We start from the raw sequence: 15844 nt of genomic DNA, 5'->3' as shown, positions 1-15844 counted from the left end.
CCATCCCGGCCGCTTCCTCCTTGCACAGGTGGGTATCTCCCCATGCAGCCCATGCCCGACTATTCCATCAGCGTCGTCGAACATTTGAAGGCGCTGACGGCTTCCGGATCGCTTCAGGTGGATTCGGCGCAGATGGATGTGGCGAAATCCCTCGATCGCGTGCTTGCCAATCTCAAGCGAAAGCGACCGGCGACCAAATCGAGCGCGCTCGGCTGGATGTTTGCCGCGCGCAAGAAGCCGACTGAGATCGTTCGCGGCCTCTATATTCATGGCAGTGTCGGGCGCGGCAAGACCATGCTGATGGACATGTTCTTCGGCATGGCGCCCTGCAGCAAAAAACGCCGGGCGCATTTCCATGAATTCATGGCGGACATACATAACCGCATCGCCGCCCATCGGCTGAAGTTCAAGAACGGTGAGACCAAGCAGGCCGATCCGGTGCCGCCGGTCGCAGCCGAGCTTTATGGTCAGGCCGAGCTGCTTTGCTTCGACGAATTCTCCGTGACCGACATCGCCGATGCGATGATCCTGTCGCGGCTGTTTTCCGAGCTGTTTTCGCTCGGCTGCGTGTTGGTTGCCACATCGAATGTCGAGCCGGACAATCTCTATCGCGACGGGCTCAATCGTGGCCTGTTCCTGCCCTTCATCGATCTCCTGAAACGCTATGTCGACGTCGTCACGCTTGACTCGCCGACAGACTACCGCATGGAGAAGCTGAACAGCCAGCCGGTCTATCTGACGCCGATCAACGAGCGTACCGATATGGCGATGGATGCGTCATGGGTGCAGGTGCTGCATGGACGCAAGGCACAGCCGCTGGAGATTCCGATGAAGGGCCGCTCTATCCATGTGCCGCTCGCCGCCGATGGCATGGCTCGCTTCTCCTTCGCCGATCTCTGTGAGCAGCCACTGGGTGCGAGCGATTTCCTGGCCATTGCCAAGCGGTTCGACACGATTTTTATCGACCGCGTTCCGAAGCTTGGGCCGGAAAAGCGCAACCAAACCAAGCGCTTCATTATTCTCATCGACACGCTTTACGATCATGCGGTGCGGCTTTTCATTTCGGCCGAAGCGATGCCGGAGGACCTTCTGATCGAAAGATGCGGCACGGAAGGCTTCGAGTTCGACCGCACCGCGTCACGGCTTTTCGAGATGCGCAGCGCGGAATATCTCGCCCAGACTCACGGAAAGCGCGCCGCCGAGTAACGATTTAGTGACGGAATGTCTTACGTTTACGTAAGACATTTTCGATCTAACCGATTGAAATACCTGATCCAAAAATAATCAATTGCCAATTTCGGCCTTTGGGTCTATGCGATTGGCGGCAATGGTGGATGCCTTGCAAGGTGTCCCGCCACGGATTTTGATCGCAAAGGATACACCGAAATGGCGCGCAACAAGATCGCACTTATTGGTTCTGGCATGATTGGTGGCACGCTGGCGCATCTCGCCGGCCTGAAAGAACTGGGCGACATCGTCCTGTTCGACATCGCGGACGGCATTCCCCAGGGCAAGGGTCTCGACATCGCCCAGTCTTCGCCAGTCGAAGGCTTCGACGCCAACCTCACCGGCGCCAGCGACTATTCCGCGATCGAAGGCGCTGACGTCTGCATCGTCACCGCCGGCGTTCCCCGCAAGCCGGGCATGAGCCGCGACGATCTTCTCGGCATCAATCTCAAGGTCATGGAACAGGTCGGCGCCGGCATCAAGAAGTATGCCCCGGACGCTTTCGTGATCTGCATCACCAATCCGCTCGACGCCATGGTCTGGGCTCTGCAGAAGTTCTCGGGCCTGCCGACCAACAAGGTCGTCGGCATGGCCGGCGTGCTCGACTCGTCGCGCTTCCGCCTCTTCCTCGCCAAGGAATTCAACGTATCGGTCGAAGACGTCTCTGCTTTCGTTCTCGGCGGCCACGGCGATTCGATGGTGCCGCTCGCTCGTTACTCCACCGTTGCCGGCATTCCGCTGACCGACCTCGTCACCATGGGCTGGGTCACCAAGGAGCGCCTCGAAGAAATCATCCAGCGCACCCGTGACGGCGGTGCCGAGATCGTCGGCCTGCTGAAGACCGGCTCGGCCTACTACGCTCCGGCCGCTTCCGCCATCGCGATGGCTGAATCCTACCTCAAGGACAAGAAGCGCGTTCTGCCCTGCGCTGCCTACCTCTCCGGCCAGTACGGCGTGAAGGACATGTATGTCGGCGTTCCCACCGTCATCGGTGCCGGCGGCATCGAGCGCGTTATCGAGATCGACCTGAACAAGGCCGAGAAGGAAGCCTTCGACAAGTCGGTCGCAGCCGTTGCCGGCCTCTGCGAAGCCTGCGCCACCATCGCGCCGTCGCTGAAGTAATTTCCGCGTTCCAACAGGGATAAATCCATGAACATTCATGAATATCAGGCCAAGGCTCTGCTGAAGACCTATGGCGCACCCGTCGCGGACGGCGTTGCCATTTTCTCCGCCGATGAAGCCGAAGCCGCCGCAAAGCAGCTTCCGGGCCCGCTTTATGTCGTCAAGAGCCAGATCCATGCCGGCGGTCGCGGCAAGGGCAAGTTCAAGGAACTCGGCCCCGACGCCAAGGGCGGCGTTCGCCTTGCCAAGTCGATCGAGGACGTCGTTGCCAATGCCAAGGAAATGCTCGGCCACACGCTGGTGACCAAGCAGACTGGCCCGGCCGGCAAGCAGGTCAACCGCCTCTACATCGAAGACGGCGCCGACATCGACCGCGAACTCTACCTCTCGATCCTGGTCGACCGCTCGGTCGGCAAGGTTGCCTTCGTCGTTTCGACCGAAGGCGGCATGGACATCGAGACCGTTGCGCACGACACGCCGGAAAAGATCATCACCGTCGACATCGATCCTTCGACGGGCGTGACGGCTGCCAACTCGGCTGCCCTTTCCGACGCGCTGAAGCTCGAAGGCGCTGCCCGCGAAGACGCTGCCAAGCTCTTCCCGATCCTCTACAAGGCCTTCGTCGAAAAGGACATGGCCCTGCTCGAAGTCAATCCGCTGATCGTCATGACCAACGGCAACCTGCGCGTCCTCGACGCCAAGGTCTCCTTCGACGGCAACGCGCTGTTCCGTCACGAGGATATCGTTGCGCTGCGCGACACGACGGAGGAAGACGCCAAGGAAATCGAAGCGCACAAGTATGACCTCGCCTATGTCGCCCTCGACGGCAACATCGGCTGCATGGTCAACGGCGCCGGCCTTGCCATGGCCACCATGGACATCATCAAGCTCTACGGTGCCGAGCCGGCGAACTTCCTCGATGTCGGCGGCGGCGCTACCAAGGAAAAGGTCACCGCGGCCTTCAAGATCATCACCGCCGATCCGGCTGTCGAAGGCATCCTGGTCAACATCTTCGGCGGCATCATGAAGTGCGACGTCATCGCCGAAGGCGTGCTCGCAGCCGTCAAGGAAGTCGGTCTGAAGGTTCCGCTCGTTGTCCGCCTCGAAGGCACCAACGTCGAGCTCGGTAAGAAGATCATCAACGAATCCGGTCTCAATGTCATCTCCGCCGATGACCTGGACGATGCCGCCCAGAAGATCGTGAAGGCAGTCAAGGGCTGATCGGGATGGCTGCTTCCTTCGCTCCAACGGCTGCTCATCTTCGCCTCGGTGCCTTTGCGGGCACCTGGGAAGGGGAAGAGCGTGTCGCGGCTTCGGCCTGGACGAAGGAAGGAACGGCAACCGCGCAGCTCACGGCCGAGTGTCTGTTCGGCGGATTTTTCGTCGAACAGCGCTACATGCAGATGCGGGACGGCAGCGCGTCGTTCGAAGCCAGGAACATTCTCGGCTTCGACGCAGCGGATCAGGCCTACAAGCTTTATCAGTTCGATACGATGGGCTTTACGCCCGCCGCGCCGGCCTCCGGCGAATGGATCGACAACAAGCTTGTCCTGACCAAGGTCTCGCCGCGCGGTCAACAACGCACTCTCTTCCAGTTCGAAAATGAAGACTGCTACCGCATGGGCGTCACTTTCTCGCCCGCCGGCAGCGATACATGGCAGGAGGTTGTCAGCGGCGTCTATCGTCGCGTTGCCTCCGCGTCTTCCAACCTCTCGTAACAAAGGCCTCGCATGTCTATTCTCATCAACAAAGACACCAAGGTTCTGGTTCAGGGCCTGACCGGCAAGACCGGTACCTTCCACACCGAACAGGCGCTTGCCTATCACGGCACGAAGATGGTCGGCGGTATCCACCCGTCCAAGGGTGGCGAAACCTGGACCGGCAAGGACGGCGAAAAGCTGCCGATCTTCAAGTCGGTCGCCGAAGGCAAGGATGCGACCGGCGCCAACGCCTCGGTCATCTACGTGCCGCCGGCAGGTGCCGCGGCTGCGATCCTCGAAGCGATCGAAGCCGAAATCCCGCTGATCGTCTGCATCACGGAAGGCATTCCGGTCGCCGATATGGTCAAGGTCAAGGATCGCCTCCAGAAGTCGAAGTCGCGCCTGATCGGCCCGAACTGCCCGGGCGTGCTCACCCCGAACGAATGCAAGATCGGCATCATGCCGGGCTCCATCTTCAAGAAGGGCTCAGTCGGCGTTCTCTCGCGTTCCGGCACGCTGACCTATGAAGCCGTGTTCCAGACCACCAATGAAGGGCTCGGCCAGACGACGGCCGTCGGCATCGGCGGCGACCCGGTCAAGGGCACGGAATTCATCGACGTCCTGGAAATGTTCCTCGCCGACGACGAGACCAAGTCGATCATCATGATCGGCGAAATCGGCGGCTCGGCGGAAGAAGACGCCGCGCAGTTCCTGAAGGACGAAGCCAAAAAGGGCCGCAAGAAGCCGATGGTCGGCTTCATCGCCGGCCGCACGGCACCTCCCGGCCGCACCATGGGCCATGCAGGCGCCGTGATTTCCGGCGGCAAGGGCGGCGCGGAAGACAAGATCGCTGCGATGGAATCGGCAGGCATCCGCGTGTCGCCTTCGCCGGCACGTCTCGGCAAGACGCTGGTGGAAGTCCTGAAGGGCTGATCCTACCTGTAGCAAGACCCGGACGGGCAGCGGCTTTCGCACATTCCGTCCGGCTTCGAAGTTGTAAAAGCAGATGTGCGGTCCGAGGACCGCAGACGGAATATGGTCGCCGGATTTCCGTAAGCCGGCAAAGTAAACAAGTCGGGAGGCGGACGAGAGTGTCCGCATATCACCATGGCAAGGCAAGAAGCCAACGAGCAATTTCAGATCACCTCGTTCCTGGACGGCGCCAACGCTGCCTATATCGAGCAGCTTTATGCGCGCTACGAGGAAGACCCGTCGTCGGTGGCCGACGAATGGCGGTCGTTCTTCAAGGCACTGGAAGACAGTCCTGACGATGTGAAGAAGGCGGCCAAGGGCGCCTCCTGGCAGCGCAAGAACTGGCCGATCCAGGCAAACGGCGAGCTCGTTTCCGCGCTCGACGGCAACTGGGGCATCGTCGAGAAGGCCATCGAGACCAAGGTGAAGGCCAAGGCCGAAGCCGCCGGCAAGCCGACCGATACCGCCGACGTCCTGCAGGCGACGCGCGATTCCGTCCGTGCCATCATGATGATCCGCGCCTACCGCATGCGCGGACACCTGCACGCCAAGCTCGATCCCCTCGGCATCGCCGCTCCCGTGGAAGACTATAAAGAGCTGTCGCCGGAAGCCTACGGCTTTACCGAGGCCGACCTCGACCGCAAGATTTTCATCGATAACGTGCTCGGGCTCGAATATGCGAGCGTGCGCGAGATGATGGAAATCCTCGAGCGCACCTATTGCTCGACGCTCGGCGTCGAATTCATGCATATCTCCAATCCGGAAGAGAAGGCCTGGATTCAGGAACGCATCGAGGGCGTCAACAAGGGTATCAACTTCAGCGCGGACCGCAAAAAGGCGATCCTGCAGAAGGTGATCGAATCCGAGGGCTACGAGCAGTTCCTCGACGTCAAGTTCAAGGGCACCAAGCGCTTCGGCCTCGACGGCGGTGAATCGCTGATCCCGGCGCTGGAGCAGATTCTCAAGAGCGGCAGCCAGCTCGGTCTCAAGGAAGCCGTGTTCGGCATGGCCCATCGCGGCCGCCTCAATGTGCTTTCCCAGGTCATGGGCAAGCCGCATCGTGCAATTTTCCATGAGTTCAAGGGCGGCTCGTATGCGCCGGACGAGGTCGAAGGCTCGGGCGACGTCAAGTACCATCTCGGCGCTTCCTCGGACCGCGATTTCGACGGCACCAAGGTGCATGTTTCCCTGACGGCCAATCCGTCACATCTGGAAATCGTCAATCCCGTCGTCATGGGCAAGGTCCGAGCCAAGCAGGATATGAGCGCCACCCTCTGGGACGGCGACATCATTCCGCTTTCCGAGCGCTCCAAGGTCATGCCGTTGCTGATCCACGGTGACGCCGCTTTTGCGGGTCAGGGCGTCGTGGCGGAAATCCTCGGCCTTTCCGGCCTGCGCGGTCACCGCGTGGCCGGTACGATGCACGTCATCATCAACAACCAGATCGGCTTCACCACCAATCCGGCCTTCTCGCGTTCGTCGCCCTATCCGTCCGACGTTGCCAAGATGATCGAAGCGCCGATCTTCCACGTCAACGGCGACGATCCGGAAGCGGTCGTCTATGCGGCGAAGATCGCGACCGAATTCCGCATGAAGTTCCACAAGCCCGTTGTGGTCGACATGTTCTGCTATCGCCGCTACGGCCATAATGAAGGCGACGAACCGTCCTTCACGCAGCCGAAGATGTACAAGGTCATTCGTGCCCACAAGACGGTGCTGCAGCTCTATTCCGAGCGGCTTGTCGGCGAAGGCGTGTTGAGCGAAGGCGAAGTCGAGAAGATGAAGGCCGACTGGCGCGCCCATCTCGAACAGGAGTTCGAGGCCGGCCAGTCCTATAAGCCGAACAAGGCCGACTGGCTGGACGGCGAATGGTCGGGCCTGCATACGGCCGACAATGCCGACGAGCAGCGCCGCGGCAAGACTGCCGTGCCGATGAAGATGCTGAAGGATATCGGCCGCAAGCTGTCGGAAATCCCCTCAGGCTTTCATGCGCATCGCACCATCCAGCGCTTCATGGAAAACCGCGCCGGCATGGTCCAGACCGGCGAAGGCATCGACTGGGCGATGGCGGAAGCGCTGGCGTTCGGCTCGCTCGTGGTCGAAGGCCACAAGATCCGTTTGTCGGGCCAGGATTGCGAACGCGGCACCTTCTCGCAGCGTCATTCGGTTCTCTACGATCAGGAAACCGAAGAGCGCTACATTCCGCTCGCCAACCTGTCGCCGACCCAGGCCCGCTACGAAGTCATCAACTCGATGCTCTCCGAAGAAGCGGTTCTTGGCTTCGAATACGGCTATTCGCTGGCCCGCCCGAATGCGCTGACCCTCTGGGAAGCACAGTTCGGCGACTTTGCCAACGGTGCTCAGGTCGTCTTCGACCAGTTCATCTCGTCGGGCGAGCGCAAATGGCTGCGCATGTCCGGCCTCGTCTGCCTGCTGCCGCATGGCTATGAAGGCCAAGGTCCGGAACACTCTTCGGCCCGCCTCGAGCGCTATCTGCAGCTCTGTGCCGAGGACAACATGCAGGTCGCCAACGTCACCACGCCGGCGAACTATTTCCACGTCCTGCGCCGTCAGTTGAAGCGCGACTTCCGTAAGCCGCTGATCCTGATGACGCCGAAGTCGCTGCTGCGCCACAAGCGCGCAGTGTCGGCACTTGCGGAAATGGCGGGGGAAACCTCGTTCCATCGCCTGCTCTGGGACGATGCGGAAGTGATCAAGGACGGCCCGATCAAGCTGCAGAAGGACAACAAGATCCGTCGCGTCGTCATCTGCTCCGGCAAGGTCTATTACGACCTGCTGGAAGAGCGTGAAAAGCGCGGTATCGACGATATCTACCTGCTGCGTATCGAACAGCTCTATCCGTTCCCGGCCAAGGCGCTCATCAACGAGCTCAGCCGCTTCCGCAATGCGGAGATGGTCTGGTGCCAGGAAGAGCCGAAGAACATGGGCGCCTGGTCCTTCATCGACCCTTATCTGGAATGGGTGCTTGCCCATATCGATGCCAAGTACCAGCGGGTTCGCTACACCGGCCGTCCGGCCGCCGCCTCTCCGGCGACGGGCCTGATGTCCAAGCATCTGGCGCAGCTTGCCGCGTTCCTTGAGGATGCGCTCGGCGGTTAAAGGCGAATAGGGGTGCGCGATGGCCTATTTTCATCTGAAACTCGTGCCGCCGCGCCCCAGCTTCCCGCATGACGCCACAGGGGAGGAGATGGCTGCCATGCAGCAACATGCCGCCTACTGGCGCGAACATGCGAGTGCCGGAACGGCTGTAGTCGTCGGTCCGGTGTTCGCGACGGACGGTGCCTTCGGCATGGCTGTCATCGATGTGGACGATGCCGATGCCGCCAAAGCACTTGGTGATGCCGATCCCGTCCTTCTCGCTGGGCTCGGTTTCCATATCGAAATCTCGCCGATGCCCTCGATCATTCTCCGGCCGTCCGCCGCTGGAAATTCCATCTAAATTTTATAACGACGAAAAATCAGGATCTGAACAATGGCCACTGAAATCCGCGTTCCTACCCTCGGCGAATCCGTCAGCGAGGCGACCGTCGGCACCTGGTTCAAGAAGGTCGGCGATGCCATCAAGGCCGATGAGCCGATTCTCGAGCTGGAAACCGACAAGGTGACGATCGAAGTTCCCGCACCCGCAGCCGGCACGCTGTCCGAAATCGTTGTCCAGGCCGGTGAAACCGTCGGCCTCGGCGCGCTGCTCGGCCAGATCAGCGCCGGCAACGGCGCTGCGGCTGCTCCGGCCCAGGCTGTTGCCGCACCGGCCGCTGCCGCCGCGCCCGCACCTGTTGCTCCGGTTGCCGCACCCGCTTCCGCCATGCCGCCGGCGCCCGCAGCCGCCAAGCTGCTTGCCGAAAACAATCTCTCCGCTGATCAGGTCGATGGCAGCGGTAAGCGCGGCCAGGTCCTGAAGGGTGATGTCATTGCCGCCGTCGCCAAGGCCGCTTCGGCCCCTGCTGCCGCACCGGCTGCTCCGGTTGCCGCCCGTGCTCCGACTACTGTCGAAGACGCCGGCCGCGAAGAGCGGGTCAAGATGACCCGTCTGCGTCAGACGATCGCCAAGCGCCTCAAGGATGCGCAGAACACCGCCGCCATGCTCACCACCTATAACGAGGTGGACATGAAGGCCGTCATGGACCTGCGCAACAAGTACAAGGACATCTTCGAGAAGAAGCATGGCGTGAAGCTCGGCTTCATGGGCTTCTTCACCAAGGCCGTCACGCACGCCTTGAAGGAACTCCCGGCCGTCAACGCCGAGATCGACGGCACGGACATCATCTACAAGAACTACTGCCACATCGGCGTCGCCGTCGGCACGGACAAGGGCCTCGTGGTTCCGATCGTGCGCGATGCCGACCAGATGTCGATCGCCGAGATCGAGAAGGAAATCGGCCGCCTCGGCAAGGCAGCCCGTGACGGCCAGCTCTCCATGGCCGACATGCAGGGCGGTACCTTCACCATCTCCAACGGTGGTGTCTACGGCTCGCTGATGTCTTCGCCGATCCTGAATGCGCCGCAGTCCGGCATTCTCGGCATGCACAAGATCCAGGAGCGTCCGGTTGCCATCGGCGGTCAGGTCGTTATCCGCCCGATGATGTATCTGGCGCTCTCCTACGATCACCGCATCGTCGACGGCAAGGAAGCCGTGACCTTCCTCGTGCGCGTCAAGGAAAGCCTGGAAGATCCGGAACGTCTGGTTCTCGATCTCTAAGGGAGCGCCGGCTCATGTCGAAATGGCCCATGCGGACGATGCGCGGATTCTTATGCGCCGTCGCCGCATGGATGCCATTTTCCGCTGCCGCGGATGAATTCGACCTTGCCAAGCTCAGCAGCAATCTCGATCTGGCGTCGCTGAGTGATGCCGATCTCGCCGCCCGGTCGATCATCGTCTTTCATATGGGCGATGTCGAACGGCCGTCCGGCCTCATTGTCGCCAGCGATCCTCTGGTTAAGCCGAGGGGGAAATAACCATGCCGGCGAGCCATACGATGGCGCGATTGACCCCCGTGCACTGGGCGATAATGGCATTCGCGGCCATTCCTGCGCCGGTGCTGGCGGATGAATGCGTGCAGGAAAAAGCTGTCTACGGCGACATGGAGAATGCCTACGAACTGCGTTTCGAACCTGTCGGTTCTGAAGCAGCGGCTGCCAGCAACAAGTTCAAATTCGCCGTACGCAATACGCCGATCGTGGCGGATGGCGTGGTGATGCGCTCGGATGATCAACTGCGTGCCAATGGCCTGATCATGTTCAACTGCCCGGAAGGCGATGTGACGGGCGCCGATCTGCGCGCCTGTACCGTCTGGCAGGGCATGATCTATGCCTCCGACCTGACGGGCAATATCAGCGTCTTGCCGGCGGAGGGCGCGGGCGCTGCGGCGCGATTGGTCCTGCCGGCGCTCGGACCTTCGATTCGTGACTCCTCCATCTGGGGCAAAGGCAAAGCGACCGTCGCCCCCTGGGATGTCCTAGCCTTGAAAGGATGCGGCGAATGACTGGCAAATCCCCTGTTCTTCTCGTCACCGGCGGCAGCCGCGGCATCGGGGCGGCGGTTTCGATTGCGGCTGCCCGGCAAGGCTGGGCCGTGGCCGTCAACTACGCTTCGAACAAAGCGGCTGCGGAAGCGGTCGTCGCGGCGATCCGCGATGCTGGCGGCGAGGCGATTGCAATCGCCGGCGACGTCGGCTCGCCCGAGGACATCCGGTCCATTTTCGCAACCGTCGACGGGCATTTCGGCCGACTGGACGGTCTCGTCAACAATGCCGGTATCGTCGATCGCGTGCAGCGCCTGGACGAGATGACACCGGAGCGACTCGACCGCATGTTTCGCATCAACATCACCGGCTCGATGCTTGCGGCCGCGGAAGCCATTCGCCGCATGTCCACCCGCCATGGCGGCAAGGGCGGTGCGATCGTCAATCTCTCCTCCGTGGCAGCCACTCTTGGGGGCGGCGGACAGTATGTCGATTATGCGGCGTCCAAGGGTGCGATCGACACGTTCACGGTCGGTCTGGCGCGAGAGGTGGCGGCCGAGGGCATAAGGGTGAACGCGGTCAGGCCCGGCATCATCGATACGGAAATCCACGCTGCCGCCGGCCTCCCCGACCGGCCTCGCGAGATCGCCCCGCAACTGCCGATGAAGAGGGCAGGAACGGCGGTAGAGGTGGCCGACGCCATCCTCTACCTCTTAGGCTCCCAGGCATCCTATATAACGGGCGCCATCCTCGATGTGAGCGGCGGCCGTTGATCGGAAAGGGCGGAAATCATGCAGTATATTTTGGAATTCCTCGGCCTGATGGCGGTGTTTTCGATTTTCATCGTCGCACCGGGCGCTGATTTCGCCGTCATCCTCCGCCAGAGCATCGTCCATGGCCGCCGCGCAGCCGTCATGACGGGCCTCGGCATGGGCTTCTCGCTTCTCTTCCATATCAGCTACACCATTCTCGGCCTCGGCCTCATCGTCTCGCAATCGCTGATGCTCTTCAGCCTGATCAAATGGGCCGGCGTCCTTTATCTCGTCTATCTCGGCATCAAGTCCTTCCGGGAGCCTGGCTTCAAGGTGAAGGAGATCGAGATCGGCGAGGAGGACCTCAGGCCGATTTCCATCTGGCGCTGCCTGGGAACGGGTTTCATCACCAATGCGCTCAATCCGAAGCCGGTGCTGTTTTTCCTGTCGCTGTTTTCGACGCTCGTGCGTCACGACACGCCGGCGCTGATCCAGTTTTCCTATGGCATCGGCATGGCGACGGCGCTGGTCGCCTGGTTTGCCGGCGTCTCCGTCTTCTTCACCGTCAAGCCGGTCCGCGATCGTTTCATCGCCAGCGGCAAATGGTTCAACCGCATCACCGGAGCGGCACTTGTCGGCTTCGGCATCCGCCTCGCGTTGGCGCGGGCGGCTGACTAGAGCCGGATGATTTTAGGTCGAAACGACCTAAAATCTGAATCCGCTCTAGAATCAAAGAAGTAGAGCATGATGTCGTCCGAAAACCGCTCACACTTTTCGGCATCATGCTCTAACAGAGTTACAAAACAAGGAAATTAAAACCATGTCCTACGATGTGATCATTATCGGAACCGGCCCCGGCGGCTATGTCTGTGCTATCAAGGCGGCGCAGCTCGGCCTCAAGGTGGCAGTCATCGAAAAGCGTACCACGTTCGGCGGCACCTGCCTCAATGTCGGCTGCATTCCGTCCAAGGCGCTGCTGCATGCCTCCGAAATGTTCCATCATGCCGGCCATGGCATGGACGCGCTCGGCATCGAAGTCACCGCACCCACGCTCAATCTTTCGAAGATGATGGCGCATAAGGATGCGACGGTGAAGTCGAATGTCGATGGCGTCGCCTTCCTCTTCAAGAAGAACAAGATCGACGCCTTTCAGGGCACCGGCAAGATCGTCGCTGCCGGCAAGGTTTCCGTCACGGCCGACGATGGCAAGGTGACCGAGATCGAGGGCAAGAACATCGTCATCGCCACCGGCTCCGACGTTGCCGGCATTCCGGGCGTATCCCTCGAAATCGATGAGAAGGTGATCATTTCGTCCACCGGCGGGATCGCGCTCGACAAGGTGCCGGCCAACATGATCGTCGTTGGTGGCGGTGTCATCGGCCTCGAACTCGGCTCGGTCTGGTCGCGCCTCGGCGCCAAAGTCACCGTCGTTGAATATCTCGACACCATTCTCGGCGGCATGGATGGCGAAGTTTCCAAACAGTTCCAGCGCATGCTCGCCAAGCAGGGCATCGATTTCCATCTCAGCGCCAAGGTTACCGGCGTCGAGAAGGTCGGCAATGGCGCCAAGGTCACCGTCGAGCCGGTCAAGGGCGGAGACAAGGTGGTGCTCGATGCCGATGTCGTGCTGGTATCGACTGGCCGTAAGCCCTACACGGCCGGTCTCGGCCTCGAAAAGGCAGGCGTTGCCCTCGACAACCGGGGCCGCGTCGAAATCGATGGCCATTTCAAGACCAATGTCCCGGGCATCTATGCCATCGGCGACGTGGTGAAGGGCCCGATGCTGGCGCACAAAGCGGAAGACGAGGGCGTGGCGCTCGCCGAAATCCTCGCCGGCCAGGCAGGCCATGTGAACTACGACGTTATTCCGAGCGTCGTCTACACGCAGCCGGAAGTCGCCTCCGTCGGCAAGACCGAGGAAGAACTGAAGGCTGCAGGCATTGCCTATAAGGTCGGCAAATTCCCCTTCACCGCCAACGGCCGCGCCCGCGCCATGCTGGCGACGGATGGATTCGTCAAGATCCTGGCGGACAAGGAGACCGATCGCGTTCTCGGCGGCCACATTGTCGGCTTTGGCGCCGGCGAAATGATCCACGAGATTGCCGTTCTGATGGAATTCGGCGGCTCGTCGGAAGATCTCGGCCGCACCTGCCATGCGCATCCGACCATGTCGGAAGCCGTGAAGGAAGCCGCCCTCGCGACCTTCTTCAAGCCAATCCATATGTAATATGTAAACCCTCCCCACAGGGGGGAGGGGCTTCACATGCCATACCTTCCAGCTCAAACCTCGCCACCGGTGGCTATGCGAAATGGCTCGCCACGCAAACTGAACGCCATCGTTTGGCGCGGTTGCGCAACGCGTTAACCCCCTCCCTCTTGTGGGGAGGGTTGGGGAGGGGTCTTTCGAACTGTCGGTTAATTTACAGCCGTCACCGTGAAACCCTGCTTGCGCAGCAGTTCCACTAACCCCTCATCACCCACCAGGTGCAGCGCACCGACGGCGATGAAGATGTTGCCCTTGGCGAGGATCGGTGCGGCGCGCTCGGCCATCACCTTGTTGCGGTCGAGAATGATGCGCTGTTCGAAGGCGGCAGTATCGTCGTCGGACAAAGTCTGGTCCGGCACGATATTCTTCAGCATCGGTATGATCGCGCCGATATTGCCGGCCAGATAGAGATCGGTCATCGTTTCATTGACATCGTTGATCTCGTCGCCGAGTTCCAGCGTCTGAATCAGTGATTTCAGGTGAAGTTGGATCGGCAGATCGCTCATCGCCTTGGCCTGTTCGGCGAGCGTTTCCAGGCCCTTGACCTGCCTGCCGCTGGCGGCGGCGTCGCCCGCAAGCTTCTGATCGAGGAATTTCAAGCCGGTTGCCTTGCGGCGGACTTCGCAGGCGGTCATTTCGAAGGAACTCGAAATCAACCAGGGCTGCATGTGTGCGACGGCGGCAAGCGGCACGCCGCGCTGCTTCAGGCCCGCTTCCAGCTTGGCATTTTCTTCGGGCGACAGATGCTGGCTGATGGTCGAGCCATCGGTCAGCATGGTCAACGACGGATTGATGAAGAGCGTCGCCATCGCTTTCTTATCATCGAGGATTTCATCGGATTCGACGACGATCGTATCCGCCGCGGCACTTGCTTCGGCTGCGCCTTTCGGCATGCTCAGTACGCGCGCATCGCTGACATGCATAGTCCCGAGCAGCCAGGAAGGTTTCAAGCCGGGCTTTTCGATCTTCCAAAAGATGCTTTTGCCGTTCACCACCTTGTCACCCTCGGCGAGGACCAAGGCATATTTCGCTGGGTCGGCCGTTTGCAGTCCGGTCATGAGGTTTTTCCCACCGCAGGTCTCGGATACGGCTTCTCCGGCATGTGCGGGCGCCAGCGACAGCAGAACCACGATTAGCGCAGTCGCCAGCATCCAAGGGAAGGCGGCCGCCAACCACAAGGCAATGTCACCGAATCTCGGCGCCGTCAGCCGCGCTGTCTTGAGTCCGAGAGCAGACATCATCTCAACCTTTCGAGAGCAGAAAACATGACCACAAAGGCGCGAAGCGACTTTGGCCGGGATGCCGATACATGTTTCTGCTCTATCCGCCTGAAACGCATATTCCCTTAACGCGAGAGGTTAACGCTTTCTTACGCCCGCGGATGAGCCCGATCATAGACTTCCAGCAGCCGCGATGAATCGACGCCGGTATAGACCTGCGTCGTCGAAAGGCTGGCATGGCCGAGCAATTCCTGGATCGTGCGCAGGTCGCCGCCACCTGCGAGCAGATGCGTGGCGAAAGAATGGCGCAGCGCATGCGGCGTCGCTGTGTCCGGTAGCCCGAAGGCACTGCGCAGTTTCTGCATGCCGCGCTGGATAATGCCCGGCTGCAGTTTGCCGCCGCGCGCACCGCGAAAAAGCGGCGTACCTGCATCGAGATGATAGGGGCAGAGAGCGCGATATCTTTCGACCGCTTCGACGACGATGGGTAGCAGCGGCACCAAGCGTGTCTTGTTGCCCTTGCCGGTGATCCGCAGCGCCGTCGCGCCGGGGCGCACATGTTCCGGCGTCAGATCCAGTGCTTCGGAGATACGCAGGCCGCAGCCGTAGAGCAGGGTCAGCACGGCCGTATCGCGCGCGGCGATCCATGGTTCGTCATGCATCTGCGCTTCGTCGCTGACGACGGTGATCGCCTGGGTATCCGACAGCGGCTTCGGCAGCGATTTCGGCTGTTTTGGCGACCGCACCGCGCTAGCGCCGGCCGCATTCACCAGCCCCTTCTTTTCGAGATAACGCAGCAGCGAACGAAGGCCGGCGAGGTTGCGTCCGAGCGAACGCGCCCCCGCGCCGTCCTTGCGGCGCGCAGCCAGAAAGCCTCGGAAGTCGGCGGGGCGCAACGCGTGTATATCCTTGATCGTCGCAGGGCCACCGAGATGGCCGGTCAGAAACGTCAGGAATTGCCGCGTGTCACGCTCGTAGGCATCCAGCGTATGCGCGGAAAGCCGCCGCTCCTCACGGAGCGTTTCCAGCCATCGGCTGCGCTCGGCCATCAGCTCGGGAGCGGCGATAATCAGCAACTCGTTCAGTGGAAAACCCCTTGAAA

The 15844-nt window shown here is 61.1% G+C and carries 15 protein-coding genes; 13 read left to right on the top strand and 2 right to left on the bottom strand.

Annotated features, from left to right (window positions below; genetic code table 11):
• Window positions 1–42: 42 nt before the first annotated feature.
• From zapE to lpdA, 13 genes are all read left to right on the top strand, one after another.
• Window positions 43–1206 (top strand): cell division protein ZapE, encoded by a 1164-nt coding sequence (gene zapE / locus K290_RS0107305; RefSeq protein WP_028751289.1) that lies wholly within the window; start codon window positions 43–45, stop codon window positions 1204–1206.
• Window positions 1207–1386: 180 nt separating this feature from the next.
• Window positions 1387–2349, top strand: a complete 963-nt coding sequence (mdh, locus tag K290_RS0107300) for a malate dehydrogenase (RefSeq protein WP_028751288.1) — start codon at window positions 1387–1389, stop codon at window positions 2347–2349.
• Between the two features lie 27 nt (window positions 2350–2376).
• Entirely contained in the window at window positions 2377–3570 is a 1194-nt protein-coding gene (gene sucC / locus K290_RS0107295) for an ADP-forming succinate--CoA ligase subunit beta (protein ID WP_028751287.1), read from the top strand.
• Window positions 3571–3575: 5 nt separating this feature from the next.
• On the top strand, window positions 3576–4067 hold the full coding sequence (locus K290_RS0107290) for a DUF1579 family protein (protein ID WP_028751286.1): 492 nt from the start codon (window positions 3576–3578) through the stop codon (window positions 4065–4067).
• Between the two features lie 12 nt (window positions 4068–4079).
• Window positions 4080–4982 (top strand): succinate--CoA ligase subunit alpha, encoded by a 903-nt coding sequence (gene sucD, locus K290_RS0107285; RefSeq protein WP_028751285.1) that lies wholly within the window; start codon window positions 4080–4082, stop codon window positions 4980–4982.
• A gap of 174 nt (window positions 4983–5156) precedes the next feature.
• Window positions 5157–8141, top strand: coding sequence for a 2-oxoglutarate dehydrogenase E1 component (locus K290_RS0107280; protein WP_028751284.1), 2985 nt, complete (start codon window positions 5157–5159; stop codon window positions 8139–8141).
• A 19-nt stretch (window positions 8142–8160) separates the two neighbouring features.
• A complete protein-coding gene (locus tag K290_RS0107275) occupies window positions 8161–8481 on the top strand; it encodes a YciI family protein (protein ID WP_028751283.1) in 321 nt (106 codons plus the stop codon).
• A gap of 33 nt (window positions 8482–8514) precedes the next feature.
• Window positions 8515–9741, top strand: coding sequence for a 2-oxoglutarate dehydrogenase complex dihydrolipoyllysine-residue succinyltransferase (gene odhB, locus K290_RS0107270; protein ID WP_028751282.1), 1227 nt, complete (start codon window positions 8515–8517; stop codon window positions 9739–9741).
• A gap of 14 nt (window positions 9742–9755) precedes the next feature.
• Entirely contained in the window at window positions 9756–9998 is a 243-nt protein-coding gene (locus K290_RS0107265) for a hypothetical protein (RefSeq protein ID WP_028751281.1), read from the top strand.
• A gap of 20 nt (window positions 9999–10018) precedes the next feature.
• On the top strand, window positions 10019–10525 hold the full coding sequence (locus K290_RS0107260) for a hypothetical protein (RefSeq protein ID WP_037135136.1): 507 nt from the start codon (window positions 10019–10021) through the stop codon (window positions 10523–10525).
• A complete protein-coding gene (locus K290_RS0107255; RefSeq protein ID WP_028751279.1) occupies window positions 10522–11277 on the top strand; it encodes an SDR family oxidoreductase in 756 nt (251 codons plus the stop codon). Before K290_RS0107260 ends, K290_RS0107255 begins: the two co-directional genes overlap by 4 nt.
• Before the next feature lie 18 nt (window positions 11278–11295).
• Complete coding sequence (locus K290_RS0107250) at window positions 11296–11934, top strand: LysE family translocator (RefSeq protein WP_028751278.1); 639 nt, start codon at window positions 11296–11298, stop codon at window positions 11932–11934.
• Between the two features lie 133 nt (window positions 11935–12067).
• A complete protein-coding gene (lpdA, locus tag K290_RS0107245; RefSeq protein ID WP_342425888.1) occupies window positions 12068–13483 on the top strand; it encodes a dihydrolipoyl dehydrogenase in 1416 nt (471 codons plus the stop codon).
• Between the two features lie 188 nt (window positions 13484–13671).
• On the opposite strand, the gene K290_RS0107240 is transcribed toward lpdA, so the two are convergent.
• Both K290_RS0107240 and K290_RS0107235 read right to left on the bottom strand, forming a co-directional pair.
• Window positions 13672–14763, bottom strand: coding sequence for a TraB/GumN family protein (locus tag K290_RS0107240; RefSeq protein ID WP_028751276.1), 1092 nt, complete (start codon window positions 14761–14763; stop codon window positions 13672–13674).
• Between the two features lie 128 nt (window positions 14764–14891).
• Window positions 14892–15827, bottom strand: coding sequence for a tyrosine recombinase XerC (locus K290_RS0107235; protein ID WP_028751275.1), 936 nt, complete (start codon window positions 15825–15827; stop codon window positions 14892–14894).
• Window positions 15828–15844 lie beyond the last annotated feature (17 nt).

The sequence above is a fragment of the Rhizobium leucaenae USDA 9039 genome, assembly GCF_000426285.1.
Taxonomy (GTDB): Bacteria; Pseudomonadota; Alphaproteobacteria; order Rhizobiales; family Rhizobiaceae; genus Rhizobium; species Rhizobium leucaenae.
Note: the sequence above shows the minus strand (reverse complement) of the source record. Positions and strands in the feature narration are given on the sequence as shown.

Excerpts from the sequence above, each read along its gene's own strand:
- K290_RS0107275 (WP_028751283.1), top strand. The coding sequence starts at position 8,161 with ATGGCCTATTTTCATCTGAAACTCGTGCCGCCGCGCCCCAGCTTCCCG.
- mdh (WP_028751288.1), top strand. The coding sequence starts at position 1,387 with ATGGCGCGCAACAAGATCGCACTTATTGGTTCTGGCATGATTGGTGGC.
- sucD (WP_028751285.1), top strand. The coding sequence starts at position 4,080 with ATGTCTATTCTCATCAACAAAGACACCAAGGTTCTGGTTCAGGGCCTG.
- zapE (WP_028751289.1), top strand. The coding sequence starts at position 43 with ATGCAGCCCATGCCCGACTATTCCATCAGCGTCGTCGAACATTTGAAG.
- odhB (WP_028751282.1), top strand. The coding sequence starts at position 8,515 with ATGGCCACTGAAATCCGCGTTCCTACCCTCGGCGAATCCGTCAGCGAG.
- K290_RS0107255 (WP_028751279.1), top strand. The coding sequence starts at position 10,522 with ATGACTGGCAAATCCCCTGTTCTTCTCGTCACCGGCGGCAGCCGCGGC.
- K290_RS0107250 (WP_028751278.1), top strand. The coding sequence starts at position 11,296 with ATGCAGTATATTTTGGAATTCCTCGGCCTGATGGCGGTGTTTTCGATT.
- sucC (WP_028751287.1), top strand. The coding sequence starts at position 2,377 with ATGAACATTCATGAATATCAGGCCAAGGCTCTGCTGAAGACCTATGGC.
- K290_RS0107280 (WP_028751284.1), top strand. The coding sequence starts at position 5,157 with ATGGCAAGGCAAGAAGCCAACGAGCAATTTCAGATCACCTCGTTCCTG.
- K290_RS0107265 (WP_028751281.1), top strand. The coding sequence starts at position 9,756 with ATGTCGAAATGGCCCATGCGGACGATGCGCGGATTCTTATGCGCCGTC.
- K290_RS0107290 (WP_028751286.1), top strand. The coding sequence starts at position 3,576 with ATGGCTGCTTCCTTCGCTCCAACGGCTGCTCATCTTCGCCTCGGTGCC.
- K290_RS0107260 (WP_037135136.1), top strand. The coding sequence starts at position 10,019 with ATGGCGCGATTGACCCCCGTGCACTGGGCGATAATGGCATTCGCGGCC.
- K290_RS0107240 (WP_028751276.1), bottom strand. The coding sequence starts at position 14,763 with ATGATGTCTGCTCTCGGACTCAAGACAGCGCGGCTGACGGCGCCGAGA.